Consider the following 20,089-nt stretch of genomic DNA (forward strand, 5'->3'; position numbering starts at 1 on the left):
CATAAGAATCTGTTCGTTTGAGATTTCTTGAGTATTTATTTCACGAAATCTGCCAGAAACAATGTCAAAGGCGGTATGAACGTTATGAGAAGCTGTACCAGAATCATGACCGGCAGCAGGAGCAGGATATAAGGAACAACCTCGCTGATTTTGATTTTTGCGACACCGCTGGCTACGAACAGCGTCGTGCCGACCGGAGGCGTAACAAGGCCGATGACCAGATTGATGACCACCACGAGAGCGAAATGAACGGGGTCCATGTGCAGCTCACCCGTCAGGGGCATGAGCACCGGAACCACGATGAGCAGGGCGGGTCCGGCATCCACGAACATTCCTACAACAAGGAGCGCACCGTTCAGCACCAGAAGAATGACAACTTTCTTCACCAGGAAATACACATCCGGATGCAGAAATCCGTACAGGGGGCTCAGCATATGTTCGGCGCCCGAAAGTATCGAGGTAGTGAGTATACGCGGTATGAAACCGAGGGTCAGAACCCAGGAAAAAAGTCCCGCGGAACAGATGAGAAAGCTCAAAGCCGCCGTATTTTGAACCACGGTCACAAGAATTGAGGGCATATCACGAAGCCGTATCCCGCGGTATACTAAAAAACCCACGATAAACGCATAAACAACCGCGACTGCGGCCGCCTCGGTAGCGGTGAATATGCCTCCGAGAATCCCGGCAAAGATGATGATCATCAGCAGAACAGCAAGGAAAGAACCGGTCAGGCTCTTCATGATACCTTTCAGAGAGGCCCCCGGTGCTGTCGGAAGATCGTGTTTTGCCGCATACAGATAGCTGACCCCGATAAGCCCCGTGCCGATAAGGATTCCGGGGATTACCCCAGCCATGAACAGGCGTTCTATCGAAAGATTCGCGATGACCCCGTAAATGATGAGCACCATGCTCGGCGGAATCATGGCACCCGTCGTCCCGGAACAGGCAACGAGCGCGGTTGCAAAACCATCGGGGAACCTGCTCTTTTTCATGGCGGGGATCATCACAGTGCCGATCGCTGCGGTCGTCGCGCTCGAAGCGCCCGAAACCGCGCCGAAAATCATGCACGACAGTGTGGTTGCCATCGCCATACCACCGCGTTTGTGCCCGACAACCGCGCGAGCAAAATCGATGATTTTGTTCGACAGTCCGCCTTTCGCCATGAGCTCGCCCGCGAGCATGAAGAAGGGAACGGCTATAAAGGGATAAAACGACGCCATCGAACGGCTCATTTCCAGCCCGACCACGATTGGATCGATCCCGGCATAGATCAGCGCGGCAAGCGAGGAAATCATGAGGCAGAACGCCACCGGTACATCGAGGAGCAGCAGGAGTATAAAAACACCGAACAGCAGTACGGTCATGTACAGTCCCCACAAGGATTTTCAGGTTTCTTCAACAGGCTTGCGGTCTTCCTGTTTTCGAATTTTTCCGAGGCTTCCGCAGTCTGTCGCGAAATTCCGCAGAGCATACAGAAGCATAAACAATCCGCCAACCGGACAGGCGCCATAAACCAGCGACCTGCTGATTCCCGTTGCAGGCATGACCCACCTGCTTATCTGGATGGTCACATCGCCGCTCCAGTAGATGAGCAGTGCGGTCATGGCAATGACGATCAGACGGTTCACTACTGTGAACACCATTCCGGCTTTCGATGGCAGAGAGCGAACGAGATAATCGAACGCATAATGCGAGTCATTCCGCATGGCGATGGCCGCGCCGAGAAATGTCATCCACACGAGGAGTATCTGGGCTGTTTCGTCTCCCCACGACAACGAAAAAGACAGCACAAAACGGCAGAAAACGTTGACCGCGACAACAATGGTCATGACGGCAAGAACCATGCATACTGTTGTGTCGAGCAGTCTATCGAGCCAGCGGAAGAAGATTTTCACTGTCCGCTTCCTTTCTGATACGCAGGACAAGCTCCGGCGGCACACTATCGCGGTATTCTTCATAAATCGGCTGAACACGTTCGATGAATGCCCGTTTATCATCGACTCCGTTTACCGAAACGTTTCGTTCCGCCATTCTGGTCATCGCCTCCGCGACCGCTTCATTCCATGCCCGGTTGTACTCGGGTATGATGTCACGGGCGACAGCGCGGATAAGCTCCCGGAATTCGGGCTTCAGCGAATCCAGCCACTTTTTGTTGGCAATGAGTACATGCTGATTGGCGAAGTGCCCGGTGAGCGAATAAAATTTGCAAGCGTTGCTGTAATGCTGAGAAATGAACACCTGGGGATTGTTTTCGGCGCCATCGACGACACCGGTTTTCAGAGCGCTGTATACTTCCGATGCATCGAGCGGTGTCGCGCTCGCTCCCATGGAGTTTATCGAATTGAGCATGACCGGGCTTTCCATGGCCCGAATCTTCATGCCCCTGAGATCGTCCGGTCCATACACGGGCCTTTTTGAATTGAAAACATCACGGAAACCGCAGGAATAGAACGCGAGTCCCTGCAGCCTTATCCCTGACAGGCTATCGAGAAGCTCCCGCCCGATGGGGCCGTTGAGGACTTTCTGGTGGTGCTCCTCGCTGACAAACAGATAGGGCATGTCAAGCGTGCTGAAAACCGGGCCGATGGTGGTGACAACAGACGATGTCACCTGCACGACCTCGATAACATCGAGGTAACACGCTTCGAGAATCTGACGTTCCGCTCCGAGAACGCCCGAATCGTAAAACATCACCCGTATCCTGCCGTTCGACCGTCTTTCGAGCTCACGGCGGAACAGATCGGTGGCGACCCAGACCTTGTTCGAGGAATCATGCTGGACCGCCATGCGGAAAACAAGCTCCGCGTTCTGCTCCGGGGTTTCATTACGGCAGCCTCCGGTGAGCAGGAGAAGGAAGAACGGTAAAACGTACCGGGAGAACCGGGAATACAATCTGTTTCGGGATACAAAAATCATCGTACGGGTCTCCCCGACAGTTGTCCGGTCTTGGTCATTTCTTCAGCCGGGGAATAAACATGGGCACCCTTTTCCGGTAGTCGCAGTAATCCCTGCCGAGACGGCGTTCAAGCTCGGGTTCTTCGACGAGTTTTAATTCAAGTATTATAAAAACACCGATAATGGGCGTGGAAACAAAGGTGAGAAATAACGATCTGAAAAAAATTCCCAGCCCGACAAAAACAAAAAAACAACCGGTAACCATGGGATTCCTCGTGAAAGCGTAGGGGCCGTCGGTAATGACCCGTTTCGGCGGATTGAACGGCACCGGGGTTCCACGAGCCCTTAAACAGTGGAGCAGCGACCACAGTATCAGCATTATACCCCCCGTAAGGACAGGGACGGAGATGACAACATTATACGGCGCCGGCGGAATATGCGGCAGGTGCAGAAAGGAATCGATCTTCAGGGACAGAACGATAAAGAGAAAAAGAAATCCGAAAAAGAGCGTCAATCCCACCGGTGTGAGCAGAATCCGGATAAACCTGCTGCCGGTCGCCGCCCTATAGAACATATCGATTATTGTACCCTGTATCTTCATCATATTCCTCCGGAGCAAAACACTATTACGAGCATATATGCGATATTATCCCTGTTCAGCGGTAAAATTTCACAGAATGAAAAGCCTCAACGTTTCCAGTGGTTTTTAATAAAAGCTCCGAACTCATCCTCGGAGCGTATAAATTTGTCGGATATGACCATATAAAGTCCGTCATGCGGAATGCTGCGAAGCACTTCCGGCAGATCCTCGAAAAAATGGTATACAAACACGATAAGCCGCGACCGTTCGAGGATTTCTCGCAGAACCGGTATCATATCACGCAGCCGGGGGCCGTTTTCCTCGATCGTTATCTCAAGACCGGCGAGACCGGGTATGCGGAGCACATCGCGGTAATGCTGAAATCCGGTGCTGTGCAGGTGAAAGAATATGTACGGCCCCAGATTCTCGACAAGCTCGATGTTATATTTCATGAACATCGCCCTGTATACATCCGGGGAACACATACCGAGCGCATCCTCCTGTATGGTGATAGTCCTTCCCGGCGCCCAGTAGCCGTAAATGTGCCCGTAGCCGCCGAGTTTCGGCCCGACGAGTGAAAAATGGAGCTTCAGCACATCCAGAAACAGACGGTTCACCCGTGAGGCCATCTCATCAACTGCACGTGGATTGTCATACAGATCGCAGAAAAAACCGGTCAATCCACGCATCGCCGCGATGACATCGGACGGCCCCCGCAGTATCGACGGGCTTATCCAGCAATCAGGAGGAACCGATGCCGCGAGGTCTTCGGTCAGTTTTTTCATGCAGTCGAGCCACTGCCCCCCTACCGGCAGCGCGACACTTGTCAGGTCAGCGGCAGAATCGACCCAGTGCCCGGGCGCCAGAGACCCGGAGGCATAGCGGACGGGACACCCGCACATCGCTTCGAGCCATGGTATCGCGCGCCATGCCGCCGAGAAGGGAATCCAGTCATCCGAAACAACGCGGCGTTCCGGTGAGATATACTCGTAATCGCTCATGCATAACCCGGCATTCACATCGTCAGGATTCAGCTCGTCGACATGCAGTTCCCTGCGGAGGTAATTGATGGGCATGTTCGACCCTTCGCTCGATACTCCGACCGGCGGGCGATCACAGGCGGCTCTGTCCCAGAAGGAACGGCGGAAACGGTCGATGCTTTCCTGTATCTGTTCGAGGCTCTTCATAAGCTCCCTACACTGCGGTTATTGAAATGAATACGTAAATATATAGCATGGAATGAAACAAAAGCAAAGGAGAGAATAAAAAAATCCGAACCGGGATTTACAGGATTATTATGATTACCGGGATAAAGAACCTGAGCAGATAAAAAGGCTGAAAAATTTCCTTGCTACAGTAAAGTCTCGACTCTATTATTGATTGAACGTAAATTACGGATATATACTATTCATCACCCCCTGTATTAGCAGCATGCACTTATATGCGCCGGAGACGCTCGCCATGATACACATTGTCGACCAGGGTATTCTCTACCGGAATCCACTACCCCAGCTGCAGCCGGTTCATGCCTCGTTTCCGTTCATCATCCAGATATCGGAAAACGAATTTCTCTGCACGTTCCGCCGCGGCTCGGCATGGGAGAGCGCCGATGGTGTCATCTGCAGGCTGCGCTCGACCGACGGCGGCAGAACATGGATCGACGAGGGCGTGATATGGGACGGTTCCGGTGACGACAGACCCTACAGCTACCGTACCGGAGCGATGACACGCCTGTCGGACGGCACCCTTCTCATGACAAGCTGCCGGTTCGACCGCTCAGACCCCGAAAAGCCCATTTACAATCCCCTGACCGAGGGATATCTACCGGTGGATGCGGCCCTGTTCCGATCTACGGATGGAGGCAGAACATGGTCTCTCCCGCAATCGGTAAGCCTGCCGGAGGGTGAGATCGGAAATCCCGCCGGCCCGGTAATCGAGCTGAGTGACGGCCGCTGGCTCATGCCCTTTGAAACGTGGAAGGCATACGATGACCCTCATCCGGCTCGTCAGCGGACAGTTGCCCTTTTTTCCGGCGACCGGGGAAAAACTTGGGGCGACCGTACCACCATTGCCGACGGCCATGAACATGGAATTGTCTACTGGGATTCAACGATCGTCCCCGTTGAGGATGGCCGTCTCGTCAGTCTGCTGTGGACACGCAACATGAAGGCTGACAAAGACCTTGCCCTCCACCGCACGATATCGGACAACAACGGAGCAACATGGAGTGCACCGGAACCGGTCGGCGTCATGGGACATACGACAGCTCTTGTTAACATCGGCGGCGGATGTCTTTGTATGCTCTACAGCCTGCGGGCAGCGGAACAGCCCGGAATCATGGTAATACTTTCCGAAAACGAGGGGAAAACATGGTATTGCAGCACTCAGGTCATGATCTGGGATGCGCGGGGACAGTCACATGTCGGTACAGCGGCCCGTGACCGGTGCCTTGCCGATATGGCGACCTATGCGTTCGGCAAGCCACAGGCGATTCTCACATCGGATGACGATATTCTGGCAGGTTTCTGGTGCACCGTGGCATGTGTCACCCATATCCGCTGGTGCAGGCTGAGGATTACATATCCGTACAATGGCTGAAAAATCCCCTCTGTCCCTCTATCCCTTTATCACTTTGTCTCTTTGTCACTCTGTCCCTCTGCCACATTGCCCTACTTTTTCACAATAAAACTGTAAGGCTCACAGCACTTCTTGAATTTCTTCCCGCTGCCACAGATACAGGGATCGTTTCTTCCGATTGATGGCGCAGGCTGGTTGGCATGACGGCGTATAATATCCCATGTTAAAAACCGGTAACGGTCTTTCGAGTATTCGAAAAACGTTCTGTATGAGTCGCAGAGATAATTGCGCGCACTGTAATTCATCTCGGGCAGGTAGCGGAGCTTCACGCATCCGCGCTGACAGAATCCGAGCCACGGGCAGGTTTCGCACTCGATGCATTCCAGACGTCTGAGACCTGCGAACTCCTGGTATTTCGGCGTTTCCATAATCTCGTCGGGTGTGTTCACAAGAATATTGCCGATATGCCATTCCTCCGTAACAAAAAAGTCACAGGTGAAAACATCGCCGTTGTGCTCGACCACGAGATATTCCCCGCATGAATCCTTGTACATGCAGCATTCGGGTGTGTAACCCGCATAGTACTGGAGGAGGTTGTCAAAAAGGCGTATGCTCACATACGGATAACCGTCCTCGAACCATATGTCGAACAGGTCGCAGAGAAACCGCCCGTACTCGTCGGCAGGCACCGAAAACGGCGCCTTCTCGCCATCGACAACTTCGAGACAGGGTATGAACTGGAGATAATGGAAGCCGTGACTGACCAGAAAACGGTAAATTTCCACCGGATGCCTGACCGTATCGCAATTCACCACCGACAGGATATTGAAATCGACTTTATGCTTGTCGAGTATCGCGCAGGCATTCATGACACGGTCGAAAACACCCTTGTGCGACCGCGTGAACCGGTGAATGTCATGCAGCTCACGGGGGCCATCCAGGCTGATGCCGACAAGAAATCGGTGCTCGGCAAACAACCGAGCCCAGTCATCGTCGATGAGGATAGCGTTCGTCTGTATCGTGTTTGATACGGTCTGGTCGGGCTGACGGTGTGATTCCTGAACAGCGAGCGCCTGCCGGTAAAAATCGATTCCCATGAGCATGGGCTCACCCCCCTGCCACATGTATGAGACCGCCTGGCGGCCCGGTACCTGAGCCTTGTGTACGAGTTCCGTAAAGGTATCGAGAGTGAGACGGTGTACGGTGGTTTCAGGATAGGCTTCCGCCGTCTTGCGGTAAAAACAGTAGTCGCAGAAAAGGTTACAGTCCGATGACGCCGGTTTAATAAGGAAGGACAGGTTTTTTCTCATGATTTTACTGAGGGAAAGGCAGTAAAGCGCTGCTGATATGAATTATAACCACAAAGACACGAAGACACTAAAGATATCAGATATAAAGAGAGTTTTATTTTTCACTCCGGGGATCATATTAATATGATCCCCGGACTTTTAAACGGTTACCAGGGTACATCAATTGCACTATCATCGAATATCAGAAGGTCTGATCTATTTAAGCTCCTTGACAAAGATATTCTTGAAGTATACCGAGGTATCGTAATCGTGGTTCTGGAGCCCGATATATCCCTCGAGCGCATACTCGCGAATCTTCCCGCGGGGTTCCATGTTCCAGTCGACAACGAGCTTGTCGTTGAGCTCCACCTTGACGTTCCGGCCTTTGAGGGTGATCTTGAAATGGTTCCATTCACCGGTCTTGTTGAAGGCGGCTAACTTCGGCGCTTCCGCATCATACACGGAGCCGGTCTGGTGAATACCCGTCTGTGAATCGTCAATCTGTATCTCGAAGGAGTTATAGATGTACGCATCGCTCGTCGGAACATCGGGAACCCGGTAAAAAATGCCGGAATTCGCGTTGGGCACCTCGGTCTTGTAGTCGACTTCAAGAATAAAATCCTTGAACTTCTTCTTGCTGTACCAGAAAAGCCCCATTCCCTTGTGCGATTTCAGGATTCCGGTTTTCTCGTCGAGCTCGAAGTACCCGGGGCCGTAATGGTTCCAGCCATGCTTGCCGCACCGGCCGTTATTCCACGAGAGCAGTTCCTCATAGCCCTTGAAGTAGGTTATGCTGTCGATGTAATCGAGACCCTTTTTGATCGACGGCGAGGGATTTTCGAGTTCGTTCGGATTTTCATGCTCAATGGTGAGGAATCCACGGTAATTCTGCTCGGTCAGTTCGGCCAGAATGTCATGAATATTGGCCTTTCCCGAACCGAACGGCACATCGACCGCATCCTTGTCTCCGAAAACATTGAGGTCCTTGAGATGAACATCGATGATACGTCCATCGAGCATCCTGAGGGCGTCGAGGGGATTGACGCCGGTTCTCATCCAGTGCCCCGTGTCGGCGCAGGAGCCGATACGGCTGTCGAGACCTTTCACAGCCTTTACCACAACCTCCGGGCGGGCGAATTTGCTCGGCTCGGGATGGTTGTGAATGGCGATACCGATGTTGTATTCACGGACCAGCTTTTCGAGCAGGGTGTAATCTTCAAAGGATGGCTCGGCGCAGATGGTGCGAATTCCCATCTTCCGCGCAAAATCGAAGACCTCCCGCATGGATTTTTCGGTTGTGCCGATATCCACAACACCGTACGCCACGATGGTTATACCGTTTTCGGCAAGAACTTTTTTAACCTGCTCCATATCAGCGTCGGACATGGTGTGAATGAGTTTTTTGTCGGGATTGTCCTTGCTCAGCACCTGACCGGGATACGCCTGAAGGTATTTGATACCCAGCGCTTTTACCTTCGGAAGTGTTTCATAAAAGCTGAATGTGTGGAATGTCCAGCACTGCATGGCGACGGGAAATTCCCGTATCCGGACTTTTGAATAGTCAACCTTTTCAGCTGCAGAAGCGCTCGTTCCCTGCGCAATGAATAACGTCACCGTAAGCAATATAAGCATCACGGCCGCCATGATCTTTTTCATAGCATCTCCTTCGTTGATGCGTTCCAGTTCGGCATTTTCAGCCACAATCCATATGTCCGATGCCGATTACTTCGATTTTCTGGGATTCCACTCGCCCCGTGCAACCGGCGGAATGTACTTATCGAGACCCTTCCACGGAAACTCAATGGTTTTTTCCGCTTCCGCGCTTCTGTACGCGGTCATGAGGAGCTCGGTTACCTCGACGCCATCATCGAAATTTTCATCGGGCCGTTTCCCGGCGAGGAAGCTCTGGACCATGTGACGGTTTTCGCCCGTATAGCCGTATGCACCTTCCTCATCGCTTACAATCGGCATGAGGCCGATTTCGGCATTCTGCTTTTCAACGAGGTCTTCCCCGGCCTGTCCCTTGACTTCGCGGCTCATGAAAATTTTCAGATCGGTATCGAGAGAATTGATGCTCATGGAATACTCGGGACCGAGCACTTCCATGGCGAGCCTGAGACCCGCACCCACATAGCTCCACGAGGTCGTCGTTTCGACAACAATCGGATTTCCCTTTTCATCCTCGTATTCCACGAGCGACCGGGCAAAATCTTCCGCCGGTTTCTTCAGATAATCGAGTTTCCCTTTACTGTATTCCGAAAGCTTCTTCGCGTATTTCGGAAGCTGCCATTTGAGGCAGTTTGTATAGGCTGTGACTTTCTTTGGCCTGATGACATTGCGGGGAGCGCCGGGAGGGGTGAGCAGAAAGCGCGCGGTCTCAACCGAATGACACATCATGTCGTTGAGCACGCCGCCGCCCTGGAGAACGCCATCCCAGAACCACGGCATGTGCGGTCCGCTGTGTTCTTCCGCAGCGCGCGCGAGGTACGGTCTGCCGGCAACCGCGGCTCCTCTTCCCCAGAGGATGTTTTTTCCGCGGACTGTCGAAACGGAAAATATCTGATCCTCGAGATATCCATCGAGGAGATTGACACGTTTCACGAGCGCCTGTAGTTTTTTCGCCTCCGCAACGTTTCTGCCGAGCGGCTTTTCGCAGCATACACCGATCAGTTTGCCCTTGCCGGACTCGATAGTTCCAACGATCTCTTCCATGACATCGATACGGGTGAAATTCGGGGCGCAAATCCATACGGCATCTATTGAAGGATCGGCTACCATATCGGCGATGGATTTGAACACCTTCGGTTCACCGACATCGAGCTTTTTACAGAGGGCGGCAGCTTCTTTGGATAGTTCTGATTTTTTATCAACGATTCCGAGAATATCCGCATTACGGACACCAACCCATGACTTGATATGGAATTTGCCGATAAATCCTGCTCCGATCAATCCTACTCCCAGTCTTTTCTTTGCCATCTGTAACCTCGCTTCCTTGAATGATGCCATTTACTCGCAATTACTTGTAATAAACCCACACTCTTCCGATCGACACCGGAAACAATCCCGTATTCCTCTCACTATCGTCGATCACGGTTATTCGAATCTTCTTTTCATGCCTGCAGCTACAAAAGGAAAAGTCTTATCCACCTGATGCTACAATACTTTTATACGGCATACCGGCTGAAATACATCACTGAGTCACTGCGGACTGTTTGTTGTCATCTTTGAAGAATACAATCAAAGCAAACGCGCAGATAATGGTCAGCACTGTCGGCACAAGAAACACTCCTGTCCAGTTCGTTACATTATCCGCAGTAAAGTAATCCCGTATCCATCCGGTGAAGAGGCTGCCGAGGAAATTCCCGAGCCCGAGTGTCACGATTGCAATGAAACTCTGTGCGGATGCCCTGGTATCCGGAGGAGCCACCTTGTCAACATACACCTGAATGGCGGTGAAAAAAAACACATAACAGAAACCATGGAGCGCCAGCGATGCGATAACAAGCCAGGCCGGATATCCTATGGCAAAAATGATATACCGGACCGGCCAGGCAAGAATGCCAAACACCATTGTTTTACGGATACCGTATTTGGGCATGAAATACGGCAGCGCAAACGCCATGACGAAAATCTCGGCAAGCTGGGCAATCACCATGACCGTAGTCATGTTCGATGTGGAAACGCCTATACGATCCGATACAAGGAACGGCCCGGTAAGAACATAGTAAAACATGAGTTCTGTGCTGACAATGAACGCAATGACAATCAGAATGGCGAAATTCTTATCCTTGAGCATTTTAAAAGACTCCACGAACGCCCAGGGATTCGATGCCTCTTTTTTCGGCGGCGTATGAGGAAGCGTTAATGCCTGCAAACCCATGACAAAGGAAAGTACCCCCGCCATCAGCAGAGTGTCGCCTGCGACCGAAGCTCCCAAAATCTTGTTTGCGCCGATACGCCATGCCGACAGACCAATCCCGGCGGCTATCCAGCCCAGAGTTCCCCATACCCGTATCCGGCCGAAGTCTTTCTCGGGATTATCCAGATTGACAAGGGCAATGGAATTGGTCAACGCGAGCGTCGGAGCAAACAGCATGCAGTAGAGAAACATCAACCACATCATGGTTGTGTAATCGGTAACACGCGAAACAAAAATCAGGAAGGCGCCGCCAGCAAGGTGAAGAAACGCAATAACATACTGTGTTGCAAAATAACGGTCGGCGAACTGCCCCCCGATAAACGGTGCAATTGCCGTCGCAAACGGCAACGTGGCATAAATCGCTCCGACCTGCGCACCTGTAAAACCGAGGGTATTAATCAAATACTCGGACAATCCCGGATACCACGATCCCCAGACGGCATACTGCAAAAACATCATGAAACTGAGACGGAATTTTGCGCTCACAATCCCCCCTTGCGGTTTGCGACAAGATTAACGACCCGAAAACAAAACCACCATGCTCTCCCGTCACGGCCCTTTATAATAAAAAGAGTACGATATCATTGTGCATCACAATGTGTTATATCGTGTTCTTGCCGATACTCGCAATACAGCGCTGTATTTCCTCGTCGGTCCAGTCATTCGGGGGTGTCAGGTCTTTAACCCTGTTGTTTTCGAAATCCCATTCGACTTTTCTGCCGATCTTATACGAAAGAGTTCCCATATGGGCGGTAATCGCTTCCTCGAATCCCCGGTCGATATTGCAGCTCGTATCGCCGCCGGTACGGATTGCATCGAGCCATTCACGAATGTGAAGATGGGTCGTGTCAACCCGTTTCCCCTCACGGTAGGTATAGAGGAGCCCCCTGCCGGCAAAATATTTCTCGGTGGCGGTTGTTACCGCGTCGAAACCCTTGGAACCCGGGGTGTATGAAAACATCGGTATTTCCGGGTCAATGAGACCCTGATCGATCTTCTCACGGAACCGTGTCGAGCCCGAATCGGCGGTGACCGCAAGGGCGCTTGCATGGAGCTGTCCGAGGTCCATGGTGGCATCATTGCCCATGATGAGCTTGCCTCTTTTGGCGTTGCTGGACAGGGTCGCCGAATATACGAGGGTCAGATCCTTGTCGGGATATTCGTAGTTCGCCTGGTAGACATCGGGGACTTCACGGCCATCCTTGTAAAAATACACGCCACCGGTCGCAACCGCGTTTTTCGGTATCCCGAGGTCGATAATCATATTCATTGCATCGAATTCATGGGTAAAAAGATCGCCCGAAAGACCGGTCCCGTAATCATACCATAATCTCCACCTGAAAAAACGCTCCATATTGAAGGGCATACGGCGCGAACTGCCGATGAACTGACGCCAGTCGATATTCATGGGGCTCGCTTCGGGATGAATGCTGTAAACCCATGCGCCGTTCGGATCGTTACGGTTCGTCGAGAGGGTAACAAGGGTTATTTTCCCGAGAACGCCTTTCTTTACAACCTCATGCGCCATCATATAGGCATCGGTCTGACGGCTCTGGTGTCCGAGCTGGAACTTGATACCGCTCTCCCTGACCGCGGCTACGACATCATATGCCTGCGGAATGGAAAGACACAGGGGTTTTTCGAGGTAGACATGTTTCCCCGCCTGTGCAGCATCGATAGCAATCTGGGCGTGCCAGTGCTCGGGAGTGGCGACGATGACCGCATCGATTTCATCGCTTTCGAGCATGTCTTTGTACCGGCGGAACCGCTTCGCTCCCTTGTTCTCTTTCCCCTTGTTCGAGCCTGTCTTAACGGTTTCAAGCGCCGCATCCGCCCTGATATCAAAAACATCGCAGATACCATTGAAGACGATATTGAGATCATCCTGGTCGATGAAATCCTTAAGCCGGAAGTCGTTTTTATTTTCTACCATAGCCTGTTTCATGCTCTCAACCCAGCTCGGATGAGCAAATCCGGCCGCTCTCAGCAGGTATTCCCCGCGGCTTCCGCAGCCGATGATGCCGAGCCTCAATGTCTGGTTGGAATTCTTGAGCGATCCGGAAGGCAGTATCGATGGGGCTTCATCACTCAATCCGAGCTCGGCAAGAAACTGCTTGCTCTTGGTGTCTTCCGTTTTGACCATGTACCATTTTTTATAGAGCTTGGCAAAAAACAGTCCCACGATGGGTAATGTCGCCAGACCCTTCAGGACATCCCGCCGGTCGAAATACCGTTTTTTTTCAGGTTCCTGCCGCACCTGCTCATTATCGTTATGTACATCCTGTTCCATTCGTATCACCTCCGATATAGTAAAAGAGAATTCATATGCTTTTTTTAGGGAAGAGCAATCTGTCGAGCCCGATCATTTTCCCTGTCGGGAATACTATCAGGACAAGCAGCGCCCATGCTTCGATAAGATTTTTATTGACAATCATATAGCTGCCTTCAACAGGCACCGAATAGGTATACCCGATAAAGGGTGGTGTGGCAAAATAGTAGAGCATGATAAGAAGAATGCCGAAAAGGCTTGCCAGACGGGTAAGCGTGCCGGTCATCAGCCCGAGACCGATCGCAATAAGCCCGAGCTTGTTCGACAAGTTGACCATTGCCAGAATCTGGGGATTCTGAGCCATCGAGACAAAAAAGGGTGAAAACAGGCCTTTCGATTCCAAAAGGAACGGCGCCGCCGACCAGTTCTGATTAAATACTTTCGCAAATCCCTCATACAGAAAATGCCAGCCGATAAGAAGCCGTAAAATCACCAGCGAGGACAACTGCAGTAAACTGTACGGATAAGAATTTACCGGTCTGACAGGTTGTGATTTCTCCATTGTTGAACGCCTTTCAAGAAATAAAATGGTTAAGTCTTTCCCGACGTTTGATGCGAGGGAAACAATAACATACTCATAATTATACAGTTACAGCCATATCATGAAACAATATGGTACAGGCTAATGTATCAGGAAATACCGAATCATTGTGAATGTGCATGAAAACATACAATAGAATAGAAAAATAGGAAGGAATGATTCGTTTGTCAACTATCAAGTACTGCTGACCGGCAATCAACCATTCTTTTCAGAACACATTTTTCATATGTTACTTCCTTTGCATACCCAAAGGAAGTAACCAGGGAAAAGGCACCTCGTAAAAAGCCTGTTTCCCCGTTCACTGCCCGTTTTTCGGGAATGTGTGAACTCACGAGCCTTTGGCTCGCTCGAAAAGCACCCACTCTTTTTCCGAAAACCGGTTGTGACCGTGGGGCTTTTCAACGGGGTTTAAATACACAGGCCTTGATGGTCTATATTCTATTTATAATCAATGTATTACAATACAATTCATCGTGGATTTTGGGGGTTCACCAATCAAGTATTGCTGGCGGACAATCAACCATTCTTTCAGAACACATTTAATGTGATACTTTCCTTTGCGCGCCGGCTTGTATGGTTTAAATGCTATATATTTCAGCGCGGCTTTCGGAGTGTTTCCAGATAAAGGAGCATATACCGTCATCATTTTATTTCCGCCTCAATCACTTCTTTTCGGCGAAACGGTACTTCACCGGCTGCAGCCTGACCGGCCCAATGAGACCGGAATCCACAGGCAGCCAGACAGAGGCATTAAACTCCTCGTACTTGATATTGACGAAATTGATATCGTAAAAGATTTTCCATGGCACCCCGCGGCGATCCATATCCGCAATACGGTTCGCGCCGAGATTGGTTACCTCTATTTCGAGGATATTGTCGCCATCTCTGATAGATGAGCCCAAACTCAGAGTATAAGGAAAACACCATACGCACCCTTTATCTTCCCCGTTCAGCCGGACACGGGCGCTTTCGCAGACACGGCCCAGATCGAGCATCCAGTCATCCGCTTTCAGGGCCGGATTCCGGAATGTGACCGTATACCGGGCGGTTCCTCCGAAGTTTCGGGCATCAGTGTCCCTGAGTTCAGTCCAGGAAACCAGACTGTCCGTCCTGACTTTCTGCGGAAGCTTCGGGCCGCCGTCCACAAAAGTGATCTCCCATGGTCCCTGTATCCCGACCGAATCCCCGTCAGGCTCACGATATTCCCATTTCGGGCCACCGATTTTACCGGAAGAGACCGTCCGCAGAATGAGCGACTGTCCGGGCTCAAGATGAAGATATACCTGTGTTTCACCGTTATTACCTTTACGGATTTCCGCAGAGCCGTTATGGGCCGAGAGCGGATCAAAGATAACTGCGGAAGCCGCCTTCACACCGAGCGGCACCCATCCATCGACAGTCTTTTCGCCGAGATTGGTCATAAAATAATGATATCCGCTTCCGTATGTCCGCCGCACGAATTCGATACCCTTATCGACGACCGGTTCACGGCTCACTCCGGCCATTGTCAGCATTCTTTCGAGGTCGCTCCCGACAAGAAATGCGCCCTTTCCGACCGGCGACACCTTTATTCCGTCGCGCTCAGCGGTTTTCCGCCTGATCTCGTCCAGCGATGCATGTATCTTCTGACGGCCTTCCCTGAGATTCGCCAGACCGGGAACATCTTCCGGAAGCGACCCGGTGACAATAATGATCGCACCGCTCCGTGCAAGATTCACAAGCTTTTCCAGCGTTTCACCCGGCATATACCCGCATCCTGGAACAATGAGCACTTTACAGGCATCAGCCCCTGTTCTGATCTCCCCGGATGAATATTTCAAAACGGCAATCTGGCGGTCCGAAATATAATCGAACGTAAAACCCCTGTCCCACATGGTTTGCGCGGCATCATGAAACGGGGTACCGTAGAACCACTGGTTTGCATTGTGAACCTGGAAGTGGTGAAGCATATCCTCGTCCGCTCCCGTGCGCCATACATCATGAATCGGCCAGTACAGGAGGACATCATGAGCGGGCAGACCGTTCTGGAGGAACGACTGGCAGCGCGCGATATAGGCGTTCAGTTCGGGGAAATCACGCCAGAATGTATTGGACTGGCCGAAATTCGTCGAGGCATAGAACAACCATCCCGGCCAGGGAGTATCTTTCGGCGAATATGCTATCCCATGGAAGAATACGTGGTTGATCCCTGCGACAAAAAGGGCGTCGATTTCCGGTTTGACCTGTGACAGCGCAACCTTGAAGTGCTCACCAAGCCAGGTGCACGATTCGGATGATACGAGCTGTTTCCCCGTGACATGAGCAGCCGAGGAAGCGAATTTCTCCACAAGAATATCGGGTTTCCCGAAATGCTCCGGCATATCGGGATCGATCCTGAGGCCCGGAATGGGAAATCCGCTCGTACCGAACGCCTCCGTTTCGGGGATGTCTGCGGCGGCGTAAAGATCGAGAAGATTCCCCGGAGAGCCGTGGGCCTGGTCGCGCGTAAAACATCCTTTGTCATGCGACCACATCACCCATGGAACGGTGAACTGTGTGAGCAAAAGATCGGAGACGGTTTCGTTGTAATCGTGCCTGACACGGGCGACTATATCATTCTGCCCTTTTCCGGTAAGCTCGGGCAGAAACATCCGGAGATCATATGCCCGGAGCCGGATAAATTCTCGGAAGAGATCGTCCGTCCAGTTGCTACCGTAAACCTCGTATGAATCATTGTAAAAAGCCCGCAGAGGGATGGTTTTCCCGTACCGGGCAAAGGCGCTGTCAAACCGGGCGAGATAATTTTTGAGCGAAACGGCTGAAAAGTAATCGATGACATTGCCCTCGCCGCCCGGCGCGGCGCGTTTGACCTGCTGCCCGGTACCCTCCTGAAAAACCGCATAGAGACTCCAGGAATTGCCGGAAGGGGCTTCCCAGTCAATATTCCCCGTTCCACGGTCGACTTTGTCGGTGAGATCGAGGGCTGTCCCTTCCTTCGGAAACGCCATGAGCGCCATGAAACCGTTCATCGCGAAGGTATGTGTGAAGCGATTTCCGCCCTCAAGAAGGGTAAATGTCTCGAACCGTACCTTCGATGAGGCATTTCCGGGGTCGACATTCGGGCCGCCGTACGGCCATCCCGTTCCGGTCGTCATATCGACTCCCATACCGAGACGGGCCGCTTCCTGAGACGTGAACGCGAGCATCTCCATCCATTCCTGACTCAGGTAGGGAATGAAGTGATTCTCATACCCTTTCACTCCATAGATAGGAATTATATGCACTCCGCCGATACCCGCTTTGTTGTAGTCTTCGAGGTTTTTCGTAAGACTGGATTTATCGACCGCGCTTCCCATCCACCACCAGTATGTCCAGGGTTTGCATTCCCTGCTCACATCGGGCCACTTGAATGCGGACAGACTTTTCTGTTTCGATCCGCACGATAAGACGATCAGCAGAATCGGAACGATAAGAACAGCCATACCGGCATGAATCATTCGGCCCGATCCACCGCGGTTGTTTCTCTGTATCATCTCCTGAATCCCCGTTATTATTATATCAAGCTACCAAAAAAGATTTTTATCACTCTCATTTCAGTATAATGAATTTACATCGAGAAATCCATGTGCAACAACCCAGGTGTTTTATTTCACTGTTGTTCGGCAATAATGGGTGTTATAGAACCTGTCAGATAGAGATCGGGATGGTGCCCGTAATATTCACCCTCAACCGTGGCTCCGCCTGTTTCACCGCCGATGAGGTGGAGACGGTCTCCATATAATACCACCATGGGAAGGTTGTTATTGAGCGGTATAGGGCTTGCGGTTCCGAAGATGTTGAGATGGGTGTCGAAGACAAACACATCGCTGAAATAGTCCTTTTCGGGATAGTATCTATAAGGTGTTCCATAAGCCTCCCTGCACGAACCATCAGGTTGTTCAATCATCGGATACTGATAACCTCCCACAAGAAATATGAAACGATCCTCATAGACAATCTGTCCTGCGGGGAAATTGCCGCTCGAAATCAGTAAATCAGGTAATCGTTCCCATGAGCCAATCCGGGGATTATACATCCAGTTATCGACAACAGTGTTGTATGCCTTGTTCGGGCTATCATTACCTGTCGCCCCGCCAAGGATATAAATCTTACCTCCAGCCGAAGCTGCAGCGGGAATCCATCTCGGTGTTCCGGGACAGTCCGGCAACACCTGCCATCCATCTTCGAGGTTTTTCGTATCGATCATAAGCAGATGCGCACCCAAACGGGTATTTCCATGTGAACGGTCGGAATGAGTATAAAATTGCTGTGCATCGTAGTCAGCCCCGCCGAAAATATAAATTTTCGACCCGACAGCACATATTCCGCTTGATGCCAGCGGATACGGCAGAGAAGGCAGAGGTATCCATTTCCATGATCCCGAAGCTCTCGACAGTTTGAAACCATCATCATACGTAAACGGAGGGTCGTAGCTGAAACCACCCCAGCAGTACAGTTCACGGTCAATCACAATCGAAAAGAGCTCTTGTCTCGCAGCGCCCGGGAACTCCGGTAGTTCCATCCAGCCCGAATCCGGATTGCCGAGATCGAGCCCCCAGACTTTTTTCAGGAAACCGCGAGGATACACTCCGGGTTTATCAGGGGCTTTTTCTCCGCTGCAAAATCCACCCACAGTGATCAGTATACCATCGATAATACCGCCATCACTGTCCTGAAAACCCTGCGGCAGGTTCGGTCCTTTTCTCCAGGTGATGGTAAACAGACGTTTTATATCTGTCTGTTTCCGAGGTTTATTATCGAGCCCCGAACCTGAAGGTATCATAATGAAAAACACGGCACAAGCAGCTGAAGCACAAAGCAGCGCGAGCAGAGCACGACTTTTCATAAGTTTCTCACCATACCGGGATACGTTTTTTTCAGCCATGCGACATAATCGGCGTACAGAACGGCCGAATCCTTATGACCGGCGAAAGCCGGTGAATCCGGCTTGTTCATCATACCCTGGTACTGGTAGACAAGAATAATGTCGACATACGGAGATACCGCCTCGAGCTGCTTATTCACCCGCGCAAAAGACGCCGGAATAAGCGGACTCCGGTATACCTCGCCCTCGAACTCGAAGATTTCCACATCGGCCCATATTTTTATACGCGGCACACGGTCATGGGCTCTGCGGAGACCCTCGAAGAACCGTGCACTCTCCTCGACTTTCGTCTTCCGGACGCCGATCTCGTCCTGGTAGGCGATTATATCGACATCGAGCATTTCGAGCTGCCGGACGAAACGGTCGTCCGGCTTCGCGATGCGCGTGCCGTACGGAGCTATGAGCGTACGGGCGTTCGGCATATGTTTGCGGGCTTCTTTCGAGCAGTCGTTGACGTAGGTTATGAATTTTTCATGGAAATAGGGGGTAATCGCCGCTTCATTGGGCCAGTACCAGCCGTAAAAGCTTTTGTGATGACCAAACAGCCCGGCAAGCTCGCCGATGGCACGGAGCCGTTTTTGTGTCGCATCGGGATCATCGATGATTCCGGGGCTGTCCCACTGGCCGAAGAATCCTCCGCCGATGAAAAATTTCACACCATACCTGTCGGCGGCAGTAAGAACCGCTTCGATGGGGTCATCGCACGCTATCTCGAACTTCGGGAATATCCCGGTCGTATAGAAAGCCTTGAAATAGAGCGCGGTGTTCATGAGCACGAGGTACTCCATGCCAATATCGGCAATTTCCTTAACCTTCGCATCCCACTGCGAGCAGGAGAATGCGGCGCAGGCGGGATTCCAGTACTTACCTTCGGGCTGGTTATGGTGCTGGAATTCGAACCAGCTCCCCTGTATCGGCTTGATTTTCACGATGCCCGAACCGTTACCGGCTTCCGCCCCGGCAGAAGCCGCCATTGTCGCCGAACCAGCAAGAGCACCGAGAAACGCCCGTCTTGTCCATATATCCATGCTCAAACATACCTCCATTCATCCAATC

Annotated in this window: 15 protein-coding genes; 1 reads left to right on the forward strand and 14 read right to left on the reverse strand. The window is 51.6% G+C overall.

All coding sequences use genetic code 11. The annotated features are described in order from the left end of the window. Positions 1-35: 35 nt before the first annotated feature. The 5 genes from LLG96_04380 to LLG96_04400 form a co-directional block, all read right to left on the reverse strand. A complete protein-coding gene (locus LLG96_04380) occupies positions 36-1,364 on the reverse strand; it encodes a TRAP transporter large permease (protein ID MCE5249439.1) in 1,329 nt (442 codons plus the stop codon). 21 nt (positions 1,365-1,385) lie between these two features. After that, complete coding sequence (locus LLG96_04385; GenBank protein MCE5249440.1) at positions 1,386-1,895, reverse strand: TRAP transporter small permease; 510 nt, start codon at positions 1,893-1,895, stop codon at positions 1,386-1,388. Then, positions 1,867-2,916, reverse strand: a complete 1,050-nt coding sequence (gene dctP / locus LLG96_04390) for a TRAP transporter substrate-binding protein DctP (GenBank protein ID MCE5249441.1) — start codon at positions 2,914-2,916, stop codon at positions 1,867-1,869. Before dctP ends, LLG96_04385 begins: the two co-directional genes overlap by 29 nt. Before the next feature lie 34 nt (positions 2,917-2,950). Further along, entirely contained in the window at positions 2,951-3,499 is a 549-nt protein-coding gene (locus LLG96_04395) for an isoprenylcysteine carboxylmethyltransferase family protein (GenBank protein ID MCE5249442.1), read from the reverse strand. An 83-nt stretch (positions 3,500-3,582) separates the two neighbouring features. Continuing rightward, positions 3,583-4,662, reverse strand: coding sequence for a hypothetical protein (locus tag LLG96_04400; protein ID MCE5249443.1), 1,080 nt, complete (start codon positions 4,660-4,662; stop codon positions 3,583-3,585). 274 nt (positions 4,663-4,936) lie between these two features. Here LLG96_04400 and LLG96_04405 point away from each other — a divergent pair, with 274 nt between their 5' ends. Next, the gene (locus LLG96_04405; GenBank protein ID MCE5249444.1) at positions 4,937-6,073 is read left to right on the forward strand and encodes a glycoside hydrolase; all 1,137 of its coding nucleotides are present in this window, start codon (positions 4,937-4,939) and stop codon (positions 6,071-6,073) included. 71 nt (positions 6,074-6,144) lie between these two features. On the opposite strand, the gene LLG96_04410 is transcribed toward LLG96_04405, so the two are convergent. The 9 genes from LLG96_04410 to LLG96_04450 form a co-directional block, all read right to left on the reverse strand. Next, complete coding sequence (locus LLG96_04410; protein ID MCE5249445.1) at positions 6,145-7,362, reverse strand: anaerobic sulfatase maturase; 1,218 nt, start codon at positions 7,360-7,362, stop codon at positions 6,145-6,147. Positions 7,363-7,557: 195 nt separating this feature from the next. Then, complete coding sequence (locus LLG96_04415) at positions 7,558-8,997, reverse strand: DUF1080 domain-containing protein (GenBank protein ID MCE5249446.1); 1,440 nt, start codon at positions 8,995-8,997, stop codon at positions 7,558-7,560. 66 nt (positions 8,998-9,063) lie between these two features. Further along, positions 9,064-10,317 (reverse strand): Gfo/Idh/MocA family oxidoreductase, encoded by a 1,254-nt coding sequence (locus LLG96_04420; GenBank protein ID MCE5249447.1) that lies wholly within the window; start codon positions 10,315-10,317, stop codon positions 9,064-9,066. A 214-nt stretch (positions 10,318-10,531) separates the two neighbouring features. After that, on the reverse strand, positions 10,532-11,746 hold the full coding sequence (locus LLG96_04425) for an MFS transporter (protein ID MCE5249448.1): 1,215 nt from the start codon (positions 11,744-11,746) through the stop codon (positions 10,532-10,534). A 115-nt stretch (positions 11,747-11,861) separates the two neighbouring features. Then, positions 11,862-13,550, reverse strand: coding sequence for a Gfo/Idh/MocA family oxidoreductase (locus tag LLG96_04430; protein MCE5249449.1), 1,689 nt, complete (start codon positions 13,548-13,550; stop codon positions 11,862-11,864). A gap of 31 nt (positions 13,551-13,581) precedes the next feature. Continuing rightward, positions 13,582-14,091, reverse strand: coding sequence for a DoxX family protein (locus tag LLG96_04435; protein ID MCE5249450.1), 510 nt, complete (start codon positions 14,089-14,091; stop codon positions 13,582-13,584). Positions 14,092-14,792: 701 nt separating this feature from the next. Continuing rightward, a complete protein-coding gene (locus LLG96_04440) occupies positions 14,793-17,642 on the reverse strand; it encodes a hypothetical protein (protein ID MCE5249451.1) in 2,850 nt (949 codons plus the stop codon). Between the two features lie 116 nt (positions 17,643-17,758). Beyond that, positions 17,759-18,994, reverse strand: coding sequence for a hypothetical protein (locus LLG96_04445; protein ID MCE5249452.1), 1,236 nt, complete (start codon positions 18,992-18,994; stop codon positions 17,759-17,761). Further along, positions 18,991-20,061, reverse strand: coding sequence for a DUF4434 domain-containing protein (locus tag LLG96_04450; GenBank protein MCE5249453.1), 1,071 nt, complete (start codon positions 20,059-20,061; stop codon positions 18,991-18,993). The genes LLG96_04445 and LLG96_04450 overlap by 4 nt, the downstream gene beginning before the upstream one ends. Between the last annotated feature and the right edge of the window lie 28 nt (positions 20,062-20,089).

It is taken from the genome of bacterium (genome assembly GCA_021372535.1).
Classification (GTDB): Bacteria; Latescibacterota; Latescibacteria; order Latescibacterales; family Latescibacteraceae; genus JAFGMP01.

Excerpts from the sequence above, each read along its gene's own strand:
- LLG96_04400 (MCE5249443.1), bottom strand. The coding sequence starts at position 4,662 with ATGAAGAGCCTCGAACAGATACAGGAAAGCATCGACCGTTTCCGCCGT.
- LLG96_04450 (MCE5249453.1), bottom strand. The coding sequence starts at position 20,061 with ATGGATATATGGACAAGACGGGCGTTTCTCGGTGCTCTTGCTGGTTCG.
- LLG96_04420 (MCE5249447.1), bottom strand. The coding sequence starts at position 10,317 with ATGGCAAAGAAAAGACTGGGAGTAGGATTGATCGGAGCAGGATTTATC.
- LLG96_04410 (MCE5249445.1), bottom strand. The coding sequence starts at position 7,362 with ATGAGAAAAAACCTGTCCTTCCTTATTAAACCGGCGTCATCGGACTGT.
- LLG96_04380 (MCE5249439.1), bottom strand. The coding sequence starts at position 1,364 with ATGACCGTACTGCTGTTCGGTGTTTTTATACTCCTGCTGCTCCTCGAT.
- dctP (MCE5249441.1), bottom strand. The coding sequence starts at position 2,916 with ATGATTTTTGTATCCCGAAACAGATTGTATTCCCGGTTCTCCCGGTAC.
- LLG96_04405 (MCE5249444.1), top strand. The coding sequence starts at position 4,937 with ATGATACACATTGTCGACCAGGGTATTCTCTACCGGAATCCACTACCC.
- LLG96_04440 (MCE5249451.1), bottom strand. The coding sequence starts at position 17,642 with ATGATACAGAGAAACAACCGCGGTGGATCGGGCCGAATGATTCATGCC.
- LLG96_04430 (MCE5249449.1), bottom strand. The coding sequence starts at position 13,550 with ATGGAACAGGATGTACATAACGATAATGAGCAGGTGCGGCAGGAACCT.
- LLG96_04395 (MCE5249442.1), bottom strand. The coding sequence starts at position 3,499 with ATGATGAAGATACAGGGTACAATAATCGATATGTTCTATAGGGCGGCG.
- LLG96_04445 (MCE5249452.1), bottom strand. The coding sequence starts at position 18,994 with ATGAAAAGTCGTGCTCTGCTCGCGCTGCTTTGTGCTTCAGCTGCTTGT.
- LLG96_04435 (MCE5249450.1), bottom strand. The coding sequence starts at position 14,091 with ATGGAGAAATCACAACCTGTCAGACCGGTAAATTCTTATCCGTACAGT.
- LLG96_04415 (MCE5249446.1), bottom strand. The coding sequence starts at position 8,997 with ATGAAAAAGATCATGGCGGCCGTGATGCTTATATTGCTTACGGTGACG.